We start from the raw sequence: 14,498 nt of genomic DNA on the forward strand, positions 1-14,498 counted from the left end.
TTGTTTTTAGAAAAATTCACGGGATTAAAGGAGGATCATGAAGATATCACAAAGCAGTGTGGGCTTGTCGTCTTCTTATATGCTGGAACAAGAGGATACGCTCCAGGAGAAAAAATCATCAAGAACAACCACTGCGGGCATCTTGTCATCAAAGCGCAATCGTGTCGCATCCGAAATCGCCGCCAGCCTGCCCCGGGTGATGGTGGACCGGGTCAGTATTTCCGGGGCTGCCATCCGGGAAACCAGTAATGAATACAGCCATTCTTTGTCATCACAGTCCAGTGTCTGGGGTGCAGACGACAATGACGCTGTTAATTTCTCCCAGCAGGAGATGGTGGAAAAGCTGGTCTCTACTGTGGTTAAGGAACAGGTTTCATCCCTGAGCCTTGAAACCCTGGGAACGGTGCAACAGTCCGGAACCGCCAGCCTGTTTTCGGGACAGATTCGGTCCGCAAACGCCACGGTTTCCCTGGACCGCACCACAAGCCATTTTGAGCAGGAACAGATGACCTTTGCCGCCCAGGGACAGGTATTGACCGAGGACGGCAGGGCCATCAATTTTTCTCTGGATCTTGCCATGGACAGAACTACGATGACCGAAACAAGAGAGCAGGCACTGATCAGCACCTGGCAGGAGGAAATGGTTCTGATTGATCCGTTGATCATCAATCTTGAAGGCGGCGTGCCTGCATTGAGCGATACCCGGTTTGAATTTGACCTGGACAATGACGGAACCACCGAAGAGATCAGCTTTGCCGCATCAGGTTCGGGGTTTTTGAGTTTTGACAAGAACAATGACGGCATTATCAACAATGGTTCCGAGCTGTTTGGCCCGGGCACGGGTAACGGGTTTGATGAACTGGCTGCCTATGATCTGGACGGCAACGGATGGATTGATGAAAATGATGACGTGTTTTCCAAGCTTTCTGTCTGGACCCGGGATGGGGCTGGCAATGACCTGCTGGTTTCCCTGGCAGATGCCGGCATTGGTGCTGTCTACCTTGACAATGCCGCCACCGGATTTAAATTGGCTGATGCGGATAATGCCCTCACCGGAAATGTGGCCCGCTCGGGTCTGTTTTTGTTTGAAAACGGCAATGTGGGCAGCGTTCAGCAGATTGATCTTGCCGCACGATCAACGGAACCGGAATCGGTGTCTGCTGAATCGAACATCCAGGCAGATCTGCCCCAGGGTATGAACACAGCCAGGACAGTTTCCGGACCCCTTGAAAATGGAGCGTTTCTATCCATGGAACAAACATGGCAGACAGAGGCTAAAAATTTTCTGGAAGAAATGAGGCGTCAGATTCAGGAAATGGAGCAACAGATTCGCAGGCTTTTCAATATACCGTCAAAAACGGAAAACAGACTGGGGAACGCAAACCGTATTTTTAACCGGATCAAGCTTCCCGATAAAGGGCTAACACACCGGAACGGGCAAGTTTTTTGATGCCAAAGGGTGACAGTTTTTCAAGAAGCATATCAATGGTGTCCTCATCGCCGCATACGTCGAAAATAAAGTGCTGGCTGCCTTCGTCCATCATGGTGCCGTTGAATTCCTGAATCAGAGAGCGGATCTCATCCCGGTTTTCAGGCAGGGCTTTGACACAGATCAGGGCCATTTCCCTTTTGACGGCCTTTTCGCCAGTCATGTCCCTGAGCTTGATGACGTTGACCAGGCGCTTGATCTGCTTCATGCACTGCTCTAACATTTTCGGGTGTGTGTGGGTGGTGATGGTGATTCTGGACATTTTGGGATTTGCCGTGGGGGCACCGCAGATGGTTTCGATGTTATAGCCCCTGCTGGCAAAAAGCCCCGTGATTCTGGCCGTCACCCCGGGTTCGTTTTCAACCAGCATGGTCAGGGTGTACCTGTTTTTTTTCAAGGCAGGACCACCTCTTTGCCATTGTGGGTGCCGGTGCGGTTACGGCCGTTTTCCTTGGCTGCATAAAGGGCCTTGTCCGCCCGTGTAATCAGGGCGTCCAAGTCTTCACCGGGGATCAACTGGGCCACGCCTAGGGAGATGGTGATGGTGCCGATGTCCTTGCCTGAACTTTTGGACTGCCATCTGATTTTTTCAAGGCTGGTGCGGATCTGTTCTGCCAGGATAAAACCCCCGTCCATTTTTGTTTCAGGCAGCACCATGATAAATTCTTCACCGCCGAACCGGCCGGCAATATCCTTGCCTTTGATGTGTTTTTGTAAAAGCTTGGACAGCAGTTTGAGAACATTATCGCCGGTAAGATGACCATAGTTATCATTTATTCGTTTAAACAGGTCAATGTCCGCGATAATCAGGGTTAAGGGGGCGGTCTCCTCCTGGGCATCTTTCATGGGTTCGGCAATGGCATCCTCAAAACCGCGGCGGTTAAGCAGCCCTGTGAGCATATCCGTTTTTGCCGCTTCCCGCAGGTTTCTAAGTTCCAGCTTCAGGGCATCAAGGTCGCTGATGGTGTTGTGAACATTGTTTTTAAGGTCTGTATTGCCATCAATGATCCGCCGGGTTTCCGAAACAATATCCAGGGAAATACTTTTGATATCGGATCCGATTGATGCCTTGCTTAAACGCTCGTTATGGGCTTTGAGCTGATCTCCCTGCCGGTTCATACGGTTTCCGGCTTCGGTAAGCTGGGAGCTCATTCCGTCAAGAAGGCTTCCCGCTTTTCTGGTTTGCTCTTCGGTAACAAGCAATGGCCTGTCAGAAACGTAGTGCCTGAACCAGTCAAGGACCTTTTGATAGTCTATGCGTTCTTTTTTTTTCCGGGCTGCCTGGATATCCTTGTTCAGTTCAGGATTCCGGCCCGAGGCATACTCATACCACACCGAATAGACAATCGGGGTATAAGGAAGTTTAAGTTCGGAGATTTCTTTGAGAACTATTCGCAGATATCTTCCTGATGCTTCCAGGGAATCAGGATATAAGTTTTTTAGCATTGAGTTCCCTTCCGTTTTTTTAAAGCAAAAAAAGGCCTTTTGTGATAGATTCTCTTAATTTGTTATTTATGTCAACATAGGATCATAACATAGGATGACAAAGGGGCTCATGCAGAAAGCAGCAAAAGAATATATTATTTTCCCTCTGGATTTCCCCTCCATGGAGGCGGCTCACTCCCATATCCGGCAGCTTGACGGCCGGGTGGGGATGTTTAAAATCGGCCTTGAACTGTTTATCCGCCAGGGTCCGGCTGTGGTGGAGATGGTCAGAAAAATGTCCGGTGCAGGTATTTTTCTGGATTTGAAACTGCATGATATCTCAGCCACGGTCGGCCGGGCCATGGCCCGGGTGGCGGATCTGGGGGTGGATCTGGTAACAGTCCACGGCGCGTCCTCACAAAAAATGCTTGGGGCAGCCGTTAAAAATGCCGGTAAGACCAAAGTGCTTGCCGTGACCCTGCTTACGGATAATGACGCAGATACGGTCCGGGTCCAGGGGTTTAAGGATGAATATGTCAATGCCCCGGAAAAGCTGGTGCTGCTGCGGGCCCGCATGGCCCTGGATGCCGGATGTGCCGGTGTGGTGTGTTCAGGTCAGGAGACCGCCATGTTGAAAACGCAACTGGGCAAAGGGTGTCTGTTCGTTACGCCGGGGATCCGGCCCCAATGGTGCCTGACCCCCGGGGATGACCAGAAACGGGTTGTCACCCCGGCTAAGGCGGTGCAGGATGGTTCTGATTATATTGTCATTGGCCGGCCTATCCGGGATGCTGACGAGCCGGCCCGGGCTGCTGAAAAGGTGGCCCTGGAAATTGAAGCCGGTCTGTCCGGCCCTGCCGGGCAGGACAATCTGACAGACCGGGTTTGACAGACCGGGTTTAAAAAATAGAGAAAAAGACTTGTTTTTAATTATTGTTCCTTGTCCAGACCAAATGCTGCGTGCAGAGTCCGCACAGCCAGTTCCGCATATTTAGCCAGAATCACGCATGAAATACGGATCTCAGAGGTTGAAATCATGCGGATGTTGATGTTTTCTTCGGCCAGGGCCTTGAACATCACCGCAGCCACGCCGGAATGGCTTTTCATCCCCAGCCCGATTACGGATATTTTGGCAATTTCAGTGGCGGTTCTTATTTCGCCGGCATTGATTTGATCCGCCACTTTTTCGGAAATTTCCATTGCCCGGTTAAAATCGTCTTTGGTCACGGTAAAGGTCAGGTCAGTTTCGCCGCCGGGGTCTGTTTCACCGCCGGTGCGGGAGTTCTGGATGATCATGTCCACGGAGATACCGGCTTCGGCAAGGGCCCCAAAAACCGTGGCTGAAATGCCGGGCTGGTCAGGGACGCGCTTGAACGTGATTCTTGCTTCATTCAGGTCACAGGTAATGCCGGACACCACCGGGCTTTCCATATCCTCACTTTCGTTGACAACCATGGTTCCTTCCTCCTCATTGAATGATGACCGGACATGCACGGGCACATTGTATTTTTTTGCAAATTCCACAGACCTGATCTGGAGGACTTTTGCCCCCAGAATGGCCATTTCAAGCATTTCTTCATAGGAAATTCTGCTGATTTTCCTGGCTTTGGGACAGATTCTTGGATCGGTTGTGTACACCCCGTCCACGTCAGTGAAGATCTCGCAGACATCGGCTTTGAGCGATGCGGCAATGGCAACGGCCGAGGTGTCAGACCCGCCCCGGCCCAGGGTGGTGATGTCCCCGTTGTCGTCCGCACCCTGGAACCCTGCCACCACGACAATATTTCCCTCATCCAGGGCCGCACGCAGGTTCTGGCTGTCGATCTCCCGGATTCTGGCCTTGCCTGACATATGGTCGGTGTGGATGCCGGCTTGAAAACCTAGAAAGGATTTGGCTTTGATCCCTCTTGATTTGAGCATCATGGCCATTAAGGCCGCCGTGGTCTGTTCTCCAGTTGCCAGAAGCACGTCCAGTTCCCGTTTATCCGGGGTTTCGGATGCCTGCCTGGCAAGGCTGATCAGGTTATTTGTCACGCCTGCCATGGCCGAAAGCACCACCACCACCTGGTCTTTGTTTTCATGGGCCTTTTGTACCCGGTCAGCCACTTTGGAGATTCTTTCGATATCTGCCACAGATGTGCCGCCAAATTTTTGCACCCGTAACGCCATTGTAGCTCCCAAAATTTTAGCTTTTATTAATATATTTATTTACAAGGATAGATTGCTTAGCAGATTTATTCCGGCTTGTCCAGACGGGGAAAAAGTTATTTTTCTGTTAAAGTCGGCATCAAATTCAAAATGGATGTGAAGATCGAATACAAAGCCGGTTTCAATGAGAAGATCCGGCCATTCCACCACGGTGACGCTGTCCTGTCCCATCTGGTCCTCAATGCCGATATAGTCCAGCTCGTCCGGGTCCGAAAGCCGGTACAGATCCAGGTGGCACAGGCGCATTTTTCCTGCCGGATATTCATTCATGATGGTAAAGGTGGGGCTGGTGATATAATACCCGTCCGCCACGCCCAGTCCCCTGGCAAGGCCCTGGACAAAACAGGTCTTGCCGCAGCCAAGATCCCCTGTCAGGGCCATGGCGCAACTTAAGTGCTGTTTCCGGATATACAGGCCCAGGCGCCTGGCTGGTTCCTGGGTCTGTTCCGGATTTCGGGATATAATCTCTTTCATCATAAAAGGGTATTTAACGCTTGGGGAATGCCCGTGACCATATCTGAAGCCGAAAATCCTACCGCGTGGTCTTCGGCCAGAAGATCCCCGCATAACCCGTGAACATAAACGCCTGCAAGGGCGGCGGATTCCGGGGGCAGATCCTGGGCCAGGAATGCCGCGATCATGCCGGTGAGGACATCACCCATGCCGCCGCAGGCCATGCCGGGGTTGCCCGTGGGACAGATAAATACGGCTCCGTCCGGGCAGGCCACAAGGGTCTGGGCCCCTTTGAGCACCAGGATAACCTTGTATTTTTCTGCAAAGTTCCGGGCGGTTTCCATCCGGTTGAGCTGAATATCCGCCGTGGATTTCCCGGTAAGACGGGCCATTTCACCGGGGTGGGGGGTAAGGATTACCGGGGCTTTGATTGTATCCAGAATATCAGGATCCTTTGCAATGCAGTTCAGGCCGTCGGCGTCAATGACCATGGGTACGGATGCAATGGAAATAATGGCTTTTATCAGTTCCCGGGTGCCGGGATCCGTGCCCATGCCCGGACCCAGGGCCAAAGCGGTTTTATCTGCCAAGAGCGTGATAATGTCATCCAGGGCTGCGGCATCCAGGCCACCGGACTGGGTCTGGGCAAGCGCGGCGGTCATGGGCTCGATGACCATGGGTTCCATGACGGGCATAAGCTTTTCAGGAACGCCTAAGGTGACAAGGCCTGCACCGGTTCTCATGGCAGCGTTGGCGCACAGTGCCGCGGCCCCGGTTTTGCCCGGCGAGCCGGCCAGCACCAGCAGATGGCCGAAACTGCCCTTGTGGGCATTGAAATCCCTGGGTGGTATCAGGCCTGCAATATCATGGGGTCCAGGCAGAAAAATATCAGGAGACTGTGTCTTTGCAATGTGGCCGGGAATACCGATGTCAATGATCTCCAGGGCACCGGTGTGAAAATTGCCCGGGTACAGAATGTGCCCTGCCTTGGCAAAGGCAAAGGTGGCTGTGGCATCCGCCTGGATGGCCACCCCGCACACGGCCCCTGTATCTGCATTGATCCCCGAAGGGATGTCCACGCTGAAAACCGCTTTGCCTGAATCGTTGATTCGTTCAATCACATCACGGTAAATGCCCCGGACATCGCAATTAAGTCCTGTGCCGAAAATGGCGTCCACAAACAGGTCATGGTCCAGCAGGATTTCGTCTGCCGCTTCCAGGGCCTCCTGGTCGGCAATTTCAATGAACTGTGACAGGGAATGTTCGGCCAGAAGATCCAGTACCAGATCCATATTTGCCCTGGCATCACCCTGGACCCGGTCCCGGGTGGACAACAGAAAGAAGCTGACGCTCACCCCCATCTCCATGAGGTAGCGTCCGATCACAAACCCGTCGCCGCCGTTGTTGCCCCGGCCTGCCACCACAGCTACCCTGGCGTCTTCAAGGTCAAAGTGATCGGAAAGCATCTCCAGGGCACCCCGACCTGCATTCTCCATGAGTACCCGGCCGGGAATGCCAAAGGTTTCAATGGTATGTTTATCCATCTGCTGCATCTGTTCGGTGGTGACAATGATCATGATTTTTTTCCTTTTTCAGGCCATTACCTCTTTATATCTGAAGCAGGACACCAGGTGATCGTTCACCATGCCCGTGGCCTGCATGTAGGCATAGATGATGGTGGACCCGGTAAATTTGAACCCGCGCTTACATAAGTCCTTTGAAAATGCGTCGGACTGGCTGGAGGTCGCCGGAACCTGGTCCTGGCTGGTATAGTGGTTGATGATGGGAGCCCCGTCCACAAACCGCCAGGCATAGGCGTCAAAGGTACCGAAGGCCTCCTGGATTTTTAAAAACGCCTGGGCATTGGTAACCGCAGAGCGGACCTTGAGCTTGTTTCTGATGATGCCGGGGTCTTTCAGCCGCATTTGAATGTCAGCTTCACTGAACCGGGCGACCTTTTCAGGATCAAACGCACAGAATGCATTGCGATATCCCTGGCGGCGCTTGAGAATCGTCAGCCAGGACAGCCCGGCCTGGGCCCCCTCCAGGATGAGAAATTCAAAAATTTTACGGTCATCGTGAACCGGCACCCCCCATTCCGTATCATGGTAACGGATATATAACGGATCGCTGGTCACCCAGCCGCAGCGTTTAATTTCGTTCATGACAGACCTATACAATAACTTTTGGCAATGTGCCATCCTAATCCTGTGTTTTTGTGCCTTGGGTGTTATTTTCCTTTGACACAGAACGAAAAATTGATATACTCGGCGTCAATATCATTTCAATAGATCCGATAGGTAATTTTTAAAATAATGCCACAATGGTCCGTAATTCTCCGGTCCGGCGTTTATCACGATTTGTTTATCATAAACTGAAAGGAGATCGCAATGAAACGAACTGCTATTTTGGGATTAATGATGTCCGTCTTTTTTTTCGCAGTCTTTCCGGCATGGGCCGAGCAGGCGCCCCAGAAGGTGGTGGATCTTGCCTACACGGAACTGGCGGCTCTGGGGACTGCGCCCCAAATCCTGTCCGCTGTCAAGGCCCAGAACCAGAAAAACATGAGTCTGGCAGACATTCAAGCCATGGATGAAAAATGGAAGACCACCCCGGGCATTGCCCCCTTTATGCAGGCGTTGATGGATTCGGACTGCGGCAAATTCCTCCGGCAGATCCAGAACTCAAAGGCATTTTATTCTGAAATTTTTGTCATGGACAACCAGGGTGCCAATGTGGCCATGACCGAGAAGACCAGTGATTACTGGCAGGGAGATGAGGCTAAATTTAAAGAATCATTTAACGGTGGAACCGGCAAAGTATTTGTGGATGATGTGGAATTTGACGATAGTTCCCAGGCCTATCTGGTCCAGGTTTCCGTTCCTGTGATGGAACAGGGAAAGGCCATCGGTGCCATTACCTTTGGTATTAACATGGACCAGGTGGAATAATCGTACGCCCTGGGAGGAGCTATGAAATTCTTTTCAAATATGACAATTCGTCTTAAACTTTTTTCCGGTTTTTCCATCATCCTTTTTTTTATGGTGGCCATTGGTCTGACTGGTTATCAGGGCGTCAACAGCATTCAGGGGCGCCTTAACTCCATCTTTGAAGTCCGCATGCCCGCCATTGATCACTTGCTTCAGGCGGACAGGGACCTTCAGCAGCTTCTGGTGGCCGAACGGTCCATGATCTTCACCAACAGCAAATCGGAAAAATTCCGGGACTTTGTCAAGGCGTATGAAAAGAACCTGGAACAGGCTGCCCAACGATGGGATAAATATAAGACCCTGGCCACAACCGACGAAGAAAAAAACATGATCGCCGGGTTTGAAGCCGCCAGAAAAGAATGGATGGCCGTTTCAAGGCAGATCGTGGACGCCCGCATTGCAGATACCCGCCAGGGCCGGCGCCTGGCCCTGGATCTGACCACAGGTCTGGCCCGCGACAAATTCGAAACCATGCGGGACTACCTGAACCGGCTCACGGAAATTAACCAGGAATACACCAATTCAGACCATAACTCCGCCAACAAGGCCAACAGGGATTCCGTGGTGACCATTGCCAGCATCAGCGGGCTGGCATTTATCCTCGGGGCCGCCCTCATGGTATTGATTTCAAAAGGGGTGGCAGGGCCGTTAAAACTTGTTTTATCGGGCCTGACCGACATTTCCCAGGGTGAAGGAGACCTGACCAGCCGGCTTAACTACCGCGGTAAAGATGAGGTGGGGCAGCTGGCCCAGACCTTTGACCGCTTTATTGAAAAACTCCAGGATATGATCCGGGATATTTCCGGGAATGTAACCCGGCTTACGGAGGCTGCCGCGGCGTTTCTATCCCTCTCCGAAGAGATGACCCGGGGATCTTCTACGGCATCTGAAAAATCCAGGACCGTTGCCGCTGCCGTAGAAGAGATAGACGTGACGATGAATTCCATCTCTTCTGCCATGGAAACGTCGGCAGGCAACACCAACTCTGTCGCCTCCGCGGCCGAGGAGATGAATTCCACCGTGGACGAAATCGCCAGAAATGCGGCTAAAGCCAGGGGCATATCCGAGGAAGCCGTTTCAAAGGTTGAGGGAACCACCCGGGAAATGGATTCCCTCAGCCAGGCGGCCCAGGCCATTGGCAAGGTGGTGGAAACCATTACGGACATCTCCGAACAGGTCAACCTGCTCTCCCTGAACGCCACCATAGAAGCTGCCCGGGCCGGAGAGGCGGGCAAGGGATTTGCCGTTGTGGCCAATGAGATCAAAGTGCTGGCCAGCCAGACTTCCACCGCTTCCAATGACATCAAGGCCCGAATTGAAAATATCCAGGAAACAGCCCAGGGAGCCACTTCCGGCATCAGCGAAATCAGCCAGGTCATCCACCAGGTGGACGACATCATTTCCGCCATCGCCGCTTCAGTGGAGGAGCAAGCCTCGGTTACGCGCGAAATTTCATCCAATATCAGCCAGGTTTCAGCCGGAATTCAGGACATCAACGAAAACGTAAGCCAGAACTCCACCGTGGTCAGCGACGTTTCAAGGGAAATCGCCGATGTCAGCCGGTCAGCCGGTGAAATAAACGACCGGAGTTCTTCCGTCAGGACCTCCGCAGAAGACCTGACTGCCATCGCCGAAAACCTTAAGAATATGATGGATAAATTTAAGATATAATAAGGCCAGCCGCTGCTGTTCGCGAGTCCGTTTTTTGGGCATCTGCCTTAAACAGCTCAGGATTTCAGCATGCCCTGGTGAATGAGAAAGCCGGTGATGTCGTCTAGGCCTTTGCCGGTTTTCATGTTGGCAAAGACAAAGGGCTTATCCCCTCTCATGCGACGGGTATCGTGTTCCATGACGTCAAGGGATGCGCCGACCATGGGGGCAAGGTCCACCTTATTGATCACCAGAAGATCGGACCGGGTAATGCCGGGGCCTCCTTTCCGGGGAATTTTATCCCCTGCAGAAACGTCAATGACATAGATGGACAGGTCAGCCAGCTCCGGACTGAAGGTGGCACTTAAGTTGTCTCCCCCGCTTTCCACCAGCACCAGGTCCAGATCAGGGAATTTTTGGCAAAGATCCTCCACTGCGGCCAGGTTCATGGAGGCATCCTCACGAATGGCCGTGTGGGGACAGCCGCCGGTTTCAACACCCATGATCCTGTCCGCAGACAGGGCCTGTCTGCGGATCAGAAATTCCTGGTCCTCCCGGGTGTAAATATCATTGGTGACCACGGCAAGTTCATATCTGTCCCTCATGTTCAGGCAGATGGCCTCAAGAAGGGCTGTTTTTCCTGATCCCACCGGTCCCCCGACGCCTACGCGAAGTGGTGCTGTTTTGTTCATTTGTTCTCCTTAAGACCTGAAAATAAAGACCTGAAAATAAAGGCCTGAAATTAAGACCTGAAAAGTCTGGTATATTGTGTTTCGTGGCAGCAACTGGCCATGCTCAAAGCCGGCAAAGAACTTCCCATCTGTTCAAAGCGTTTAATATGCAACCCTGAGACCGTTGCCGTGTCGATGGCAGGGCACAGCCTTGCCAGCACCCTCTGGCCCGCGCTCTGGCCCAGGGGAATGATTTTCACGGCAGCAAGGACCTGGTTTTCAAGCCAGGACCACAGATATCCTCTGGCCGCGCCCTGAACAGGAATCTGCCATATGGCGCAGGCATAGGCAAACCCGGCCAGCTGGGATGAGGCAATGACTTTCTGCCATTTTTCATGGTCTGCTTTTTCAAAAAATTGAACCATGCTGCCCTGGCAAAGGCCCAGCTCTTTGATGATGGCGGCCATGGCCCGGCCACGATCCGCTTCCTCGTTGCGAAGCTCTTTGGTTTCCCGGCAGGCCCTTACCCACTGGGCGGCCCGGGTAAAGGCTGCCAGATCCTGATGCGCAACTGCCCTGTAAAGGCGCTGAAGAAGCGGAACATCCACATGGGCCATACCGGTTTCCAGAACATTGCCAAGCCAGTGGGAAAGGGTTGTTTCATCAGTGATCCAGCCCTTTTCAACGACCCATTCCAGGCCCTGGGAATAGGCAAACCCCCCGGTGGGAAGCGACGGACTGACCAGGTGCATGAGCCGGGTCAGCCATGGTGCTGTCATGGGAGCCCCAGGCGATTTTGCCTCATCAGTGCGGATGGTGGTGGTGTCCATTGCCGTATGCCCCTGTTTCAGGTTCAAAAGGGGCCTGCTCCACGGTGATGGACAGGCCAAGTCCTGTGACCATATCGTCCAGAACATGATCATGGGGATAACGAACAAAATCGTCCCGGATTTCAAGGTCAACGTGGCGGTTGCCCAAATGGTAACAGGCAAGATTCAGTTGCCGGGGGGTTTGGGCCCGGGCCGTGGAAACCTGTTCATGCGCGGCAATAATCTTTACATGGAATCCGTCATCACTGCTCACCACATCCCCGTTTCTTAAAATCTGTCCCCGTTCAAGAAACAGTCCGGCTTCATCCTTGTTATCCAGTATGACCCGCTGCCGGCTTTTGATCCTTTTTTCCCAGGGCAGGGTAAGGGTGGCCGATTCAAACGTCTGGGTCTGGGTCTTATGTGTTAGTTCAATCATAATTAAAATAAAAAGTACCGTTGCGCCATGGGAAGAACCGACGCTGGTTCGCAGGTTAACAGTTCACCATCGGCCCTGACCTCGTAGGTCTGGGGATCAACCTCCATATGGGGCTGATAGGTGTTGTGGATCATATTCTTTTTCCCAATGGCCCGGCACGCCTTCACCGGAATAAGGCGCGATTGCAGGCCTGCATTATCCAGCATGCCTTTTTCCAAAGCCGTCCCTGACACAAAGGAGATCGAGGTTTCATGCCTGGCCCTTCCAAAGGCACCGAACATGGGCCGGTAATGGACAGGCTGGGGAGAAGGAATGGACGCGTTGGGATCTCCCATGGGCGCAAGGGCGATCATTCCGCCCTTAATGACCAGGGAGGGTTTGACCCCGAAAAGCGCAGGTTTCCACAGGACCAGATCGGCAAATTTCCCTGCCTCAACAGATCCGACCTCATGGGATATCCCGTGGCAGATCGCCGGGTTGATGGTGTATTTTGCAATGTACCGTTTCACCCTGTTGTTGTCATGGGTTGAGGGGTCCTGTTTCAGGCTTCCCCGCTGCACTTTCATCTTGTGTGCGGTCTGCCAGGTTCTGATGATGACCTCTCCTACCCGGCCCATGGCCTGGGAGTCCGATGCAATCATGGAAAATGCGCCCAGATCGTGGAGGATATCTTCTGCCGCAATGGTTTCCCTTCTGATGCGGGATTCGGCAAAGGCAATGTCCTCGGCAATTTTAGGATCAAGATGGTGGCAGACCATGAGCATATCCAGGTGCTCGTCAATGGTGTTGACCGTATAGGGCCTGGTGGGGTTGGTTGACGAAGGCAGCACGTTGGGCAGCTCGCAGGCCCGGATGATGTCCGGGGCATGGCCGCCTCCGGCCCCTTCGGTGTGGAAGGTATGAATGGTACGGCCTTTAAAGGCTTCCATGGTCTGTTCCACAAATCCGGATTCATTGAGGGTATCTGTGTGAATGGCCACCTGAACGTCCATTTTGTCTGCCACGGCAAGGCAGTTGTCAATCACCGCTGGCGTGGTGCCCCAGTCCTCGTGGAGTTTTAAGCCCATGGCCCCTGCGGCCACCTGTTCTTCAAGGGCAATGGGCAGGCTGGCATTCCCCTTTCCCATAAAGCCCAGATTCATGGGAAACGCATCAGCGGCCTGGAGCATTTTAACGATATTCCATGGACCCGGGGTGCAGGTGGTGGCATTGGTTCCGGTGGCAGGGCCGGTACCGCCGCCAAGCATGGTGGTAATGCCCGAGGCAAGGGCTTCTTCAATTTGCTGGGGGGCAATAAAATGAATGTGGGCGTCAATGCCGCCTGCCGTAAGAATATGGCCTTCGCCTGCGACAGCTTCCGTACCTGCCCCTACAATAATGTCAATCCCGGGCTGGACATCGGGATTGCCGGCCTTTCCGATACCGTGAATTCTGCCGTTTTTAATGCCCACATCGGCTTTGATGATTCCCCAGTGATCGATGATCAGGGCATTGGTAATCACCATGTCAACGGCATCCCTGCAGGAGGCCTGGCTCTGTCCCATACCGTCCCGGATGGTTTTGCCCCCGCCGAATTTGACTTCCTCGCCATAAATGGTTTTATCTTCTTCCACCTCGATGAACAATTCGGTATCAGCCAGTCTCACCCGGTCTCCCGTGGTGGGGCCGAACATCTCTGCATAGGCTTTTCTGCTAATAGTTGTCATGTCCCCTCCTTATTTTGACCCGCTGTCAAGGCTTCCCATGACAGCCTGGTTGAACCCGAATACCCTGCGGTCTCCCGCATAGGCCGTAAGCGTCACTGTCCGCTCAAGGCCCGGCTCAAACCGGATGGCGGTTCCCGACGGGATGTTGAGGCGAAAACCCTTTGTACTTTCCCGGTCAAAGGACAGGGCCTTGTTGGTTTCATAAAAATGGTAATGGGACCCCACCTGAATAGGCCTGTCACCGCTGTTGACCACCTTAAGGTTCAGGGTCTGCCGTCCCTCATTGATGGTAATGTCTCCTGGCTGTGTGATTATTTCTCCTGGAATCATGGAAACCTCTTTTTCAGTATATGGGGTTATGGACGGTGACCAGCTTGGTGCCGTCGGGAAATGTGGCTTCAACCTGCACATCATGGATCATATCGGCCACGCCTTCCATGACTTCTTCTTTGGAAAGAAGTGTGCGGCCGTAATCCATAAGTTCGGCTACGGTTTTGCCTTCCCGGGCTCCTTCCATGATCTGGGCACTGATAAAGGCGACAGCCTCGGGATAGTTGAGAAGCAGCCCTTTGGCCTTACGCCGCTCCGCAAGGAGGGCCGCGGTAAAGATCAACAGTTTGTCTTTTTCTCTTGGTGTAAGATCCATTATTTATCCTCG

At 52.9% G+C, this 14,498-nt stretch carries 16 protein-coding genes; 4 read left to right on the forward strand and 12 right to left on the reverse strand.

Features of this window, described 5'->3' with window-relative positions:
* The first annotated feature begins 37 nt into the window (after positions 1 to 37).
* The gene (locus Q366_RS19980) at positions 38 to 1,450 is read left to right on the forward strand and encodes a VCBS repeat-containing protein (RefSeq protein WP_051957749.1); all 1,413 of its coding nucleotides are present in this window, start codon (positions 38 to 40) and stop codon (positions 1,448 to 1,450) included.
* On the opposite strand, the gene ilvN is transcribed toward Q366_RS19980, so the two are convergent.
* Both ilvN and Q366_RS01720 read right to left on the reverse strand, forming a co-directional pair.
* Positions 1,401 to 1,886 carry an acetolactate synthase small subunit gene (ilvN, locus tag Q366_RS01715; protein ID WP_035235674.1) on the reverse strand — a complete coding sequence of 162 codons (486 nt, stop codon included), beginning with the start codon at positions 1,884 to 1,886 and terminating at the stop codon, positions 1,401 to 1,403. The two genes, Q366_RS19980 and ilvN, sit on opposite strands and share 50 nt — an antisense overlap.
* Entirely contained in the window at positions 1,883 to 2,935 is a 1,053-nt protein-coding gene (locus Q366_RS01720; protein WP_035235676.1) for a GGDEF domain-containing protein, read from the reverse strand. The genes ilvN and Q366_RS01720 overlap by 4 nt, the downstream gene beginning before the upstream one ends.
* Positions 2,936 to 3,044: 109 nt before the next feature.
* Here Q366_RS01720 and pyrF point away from each other — a divergent pair, with 109 nt between their 5' ends.
* The gene (gene pyrF, locus Q366_RS01725) at positions 3,045 to 3,803 is read left to right on the forward strand and encodes an orotidine-5'-phosphate decarboxylase (RefSeq protein WP_035235677.1); all 759 of its coding nucleotides are present in this window, start codon (positions 3,045 to 3,047) and stop codon (positions 3,801 to 3,803) included.
* A gap of 41 nt (positions 3,804 to 3,844) precedes the next feature.
* On the opposite strand, the gene Q366_RS01730 is transcribed toward pyrF, so the two are convergent.
* The 4 genes from Q366_RS01730 to Q366_RS01745 are packed head-to-tail and all read right to left on the reverse strand — an operon-like array spanning position 3,845 to position 7,740.
* The gene (locus tag Q366_RS01730) at positions 3,845 to 5,083 is read right to left on the reverse strand and encodes an aspartate kinase (protein ID WP_035235679.1); all 1,239 of its coding nucleotides are present in this window, start codon (positions 5,081 to 5,083) and stop codon (positions 3,845 to 3,847) included.
* Positions 5,084 to 5,122: 39 nt separating this feature from the next.
* The gene (gene tsaE / locus Q366_RS01735) at positions 5,123 to 5,599 is read right to left on the reverse strand and encodes a tRNA (adenosine(37)-N6)-threonylcarbamoyltransferase complex ATPase subunit type 1 TsaE (RefSeq protein ID WP_245619841.1); all 477 of its coding nucleotides are present in this window, start codon (positions 5,597 to 5,599) and stop codon (positions 5,123 to 5,125) included.
* Complete coding sequence (locus Q366_RS01740; protein ID WP_035235681.1) at positions 5,596 to 7,152, reverse strand: bifunctional ADP-dependent NAD(P)H-hydrate dehydratase/NAD(P)H-hydrate epimerase; 1,557 nt, start codon at positions 7,150 to 7,152, stop codon at positions 5,596 to 5,598. The genes tsaE and Q366_RS01740 overlap by 4 nt, the downstream gene beginning before the upstream one ends.
* Before the next feature lie 15 nt (positions 7,153 to 7,167).
* On the reverse strand, positions 7,168 to 7,740 hold the full coding sequence (locus tag Q366_RS01745) for a DNA-3-methyladenine glycosylase I (protein WP_035235682.1): 573 nt from the start codon (positions 7,738 to 7,740) through the stop codon (positions 7,168 to 7,170).
* A 225-nt stretch (positions 7,741 to 7,965) separates the two neighbouring features.
* Here Q366_RS01745 and Q366_RS01750 point away from each other — a divergent pair, with 225 nt between their 5' ends.
* Positions 7,966 to 8,526 (forward strand): cache domain-containing protein, encoded by a 561-nt coding sequence (locus Q366_RS01750; RefSeq protein WP_211251851.1) that lies wholly within the window; start codon positions 7,966 to 7,968, stop codon positions 8,524 to 8,526.
* 21 nt (positions 8,527 to 8,547) lie between these two features.
* A complete protein-coding gene (locus tag Q366_RS01755) occupies positions 8,548 to 10,236 on the forward strand; it encodes a methyl-accepting chemotaxis protein (RefSeq protein WP_051957750.1) in 1,689 nt (562 codons plus the stop codon).
* Between the two features lie 56 nt (positions 10,237 to 10,292).
* On the opposite strand, the gene ureG is transcribed toward Q366_RS01755, so the two are convergent.
* Genes ureG through ureA form a run of 6 tightly spaced genes read right to left on the reverse strand, consistent with a single transcriptional unit; the run spans position 10,293 to position 14,486 of the window.
* A complete protein-coding gene (gene ureG / locus Q366_RS01760) occupies positions 10,293 to 10,907 on the reverse strand; it encodes an urease accessory protein UreG (RefSeq protein ID WP_035235683.1) in 615 nt (204 codons plus the stop codon).
* Between the two features lie 50 nt (positions 10,908 to 10,957).
* The gene (locus Q366_RS01765; RefSeq protein WP_211251852.1) at positions 10,958 to 11,743 is read right to left on the reverse strand and encodes an urease accessory protein UreF; all 786 of its coding nucleotides are present in this window, start codon (positions 11,741 to 11,743) and stop codon (positions 10,958 to 10,960) included.
* Positions 11,691 to 12,134, reverse strand: coding sequence for an urease accessory protein UreE (gene ureE / locus Q366_RS01770; RefSeq protein ID WP_035235685.1), 444 nt, complete (start codon positions 12,132 to 12,134; stop codon positions 11,691 to 11,693). Before ureE ends, Q366_RS01765 begins: the two co-directional genes overlap by 53 nt.
* A gap of 2 nt (positions 12,135 to 12,136) precedes the next feature.
* On the reverse strand, positions 12,137 to 13,840 hold the full coding sequence (gene ureC, locus Q366_RS01775) for an urease subunit alpha (RefSeq protein WP_035235687.1): 1,704 nt from the start codon (positions 13,838 to 13,840) through the stop codon (positions 12,137 to 12,139).
* 9 nt (positions 13,841 to 13,849) lie between these two features.
* On the reverse strand, positions 13,850 to 14,170 hold the full coding sequence (locus Q366_RS01780) for an urease subunit beta (protein WP_035235689.1): 321 nt from the start codon (positions 14,168 to 14,170) through the stop codon (positions 13,850 to 13,852).
* A 13-nt stretch (positions 14,171 to 14,183) separates the two neighbouring features.
* A complete protein-coding gene (gene ureA, locus Q366_RS01785) occupies positions 14,184 to 14,486 on the reverse strand; it encodes an urease subunit gamma (protein ID WP_035235690.1) in 303 nt (100 codons plus the stop codon).
* Between the last annotated feature and the right edge of the window lie 12 nt (positions 14,487 to 14,498).

Origin of the sequence: Desulfobacter vibrioformis DSM 8776, assembly GCF_000745975.1 — a bacterium.
In the GTDB taxonomy this organism is placed as follows: domain Bacteria; phylum Desulfobacterota; class Desulfobacteria; order Desulfobacterales; family Desulfobacteraceae; genus Desulfobacter; species Desulfobacter vibrioformis.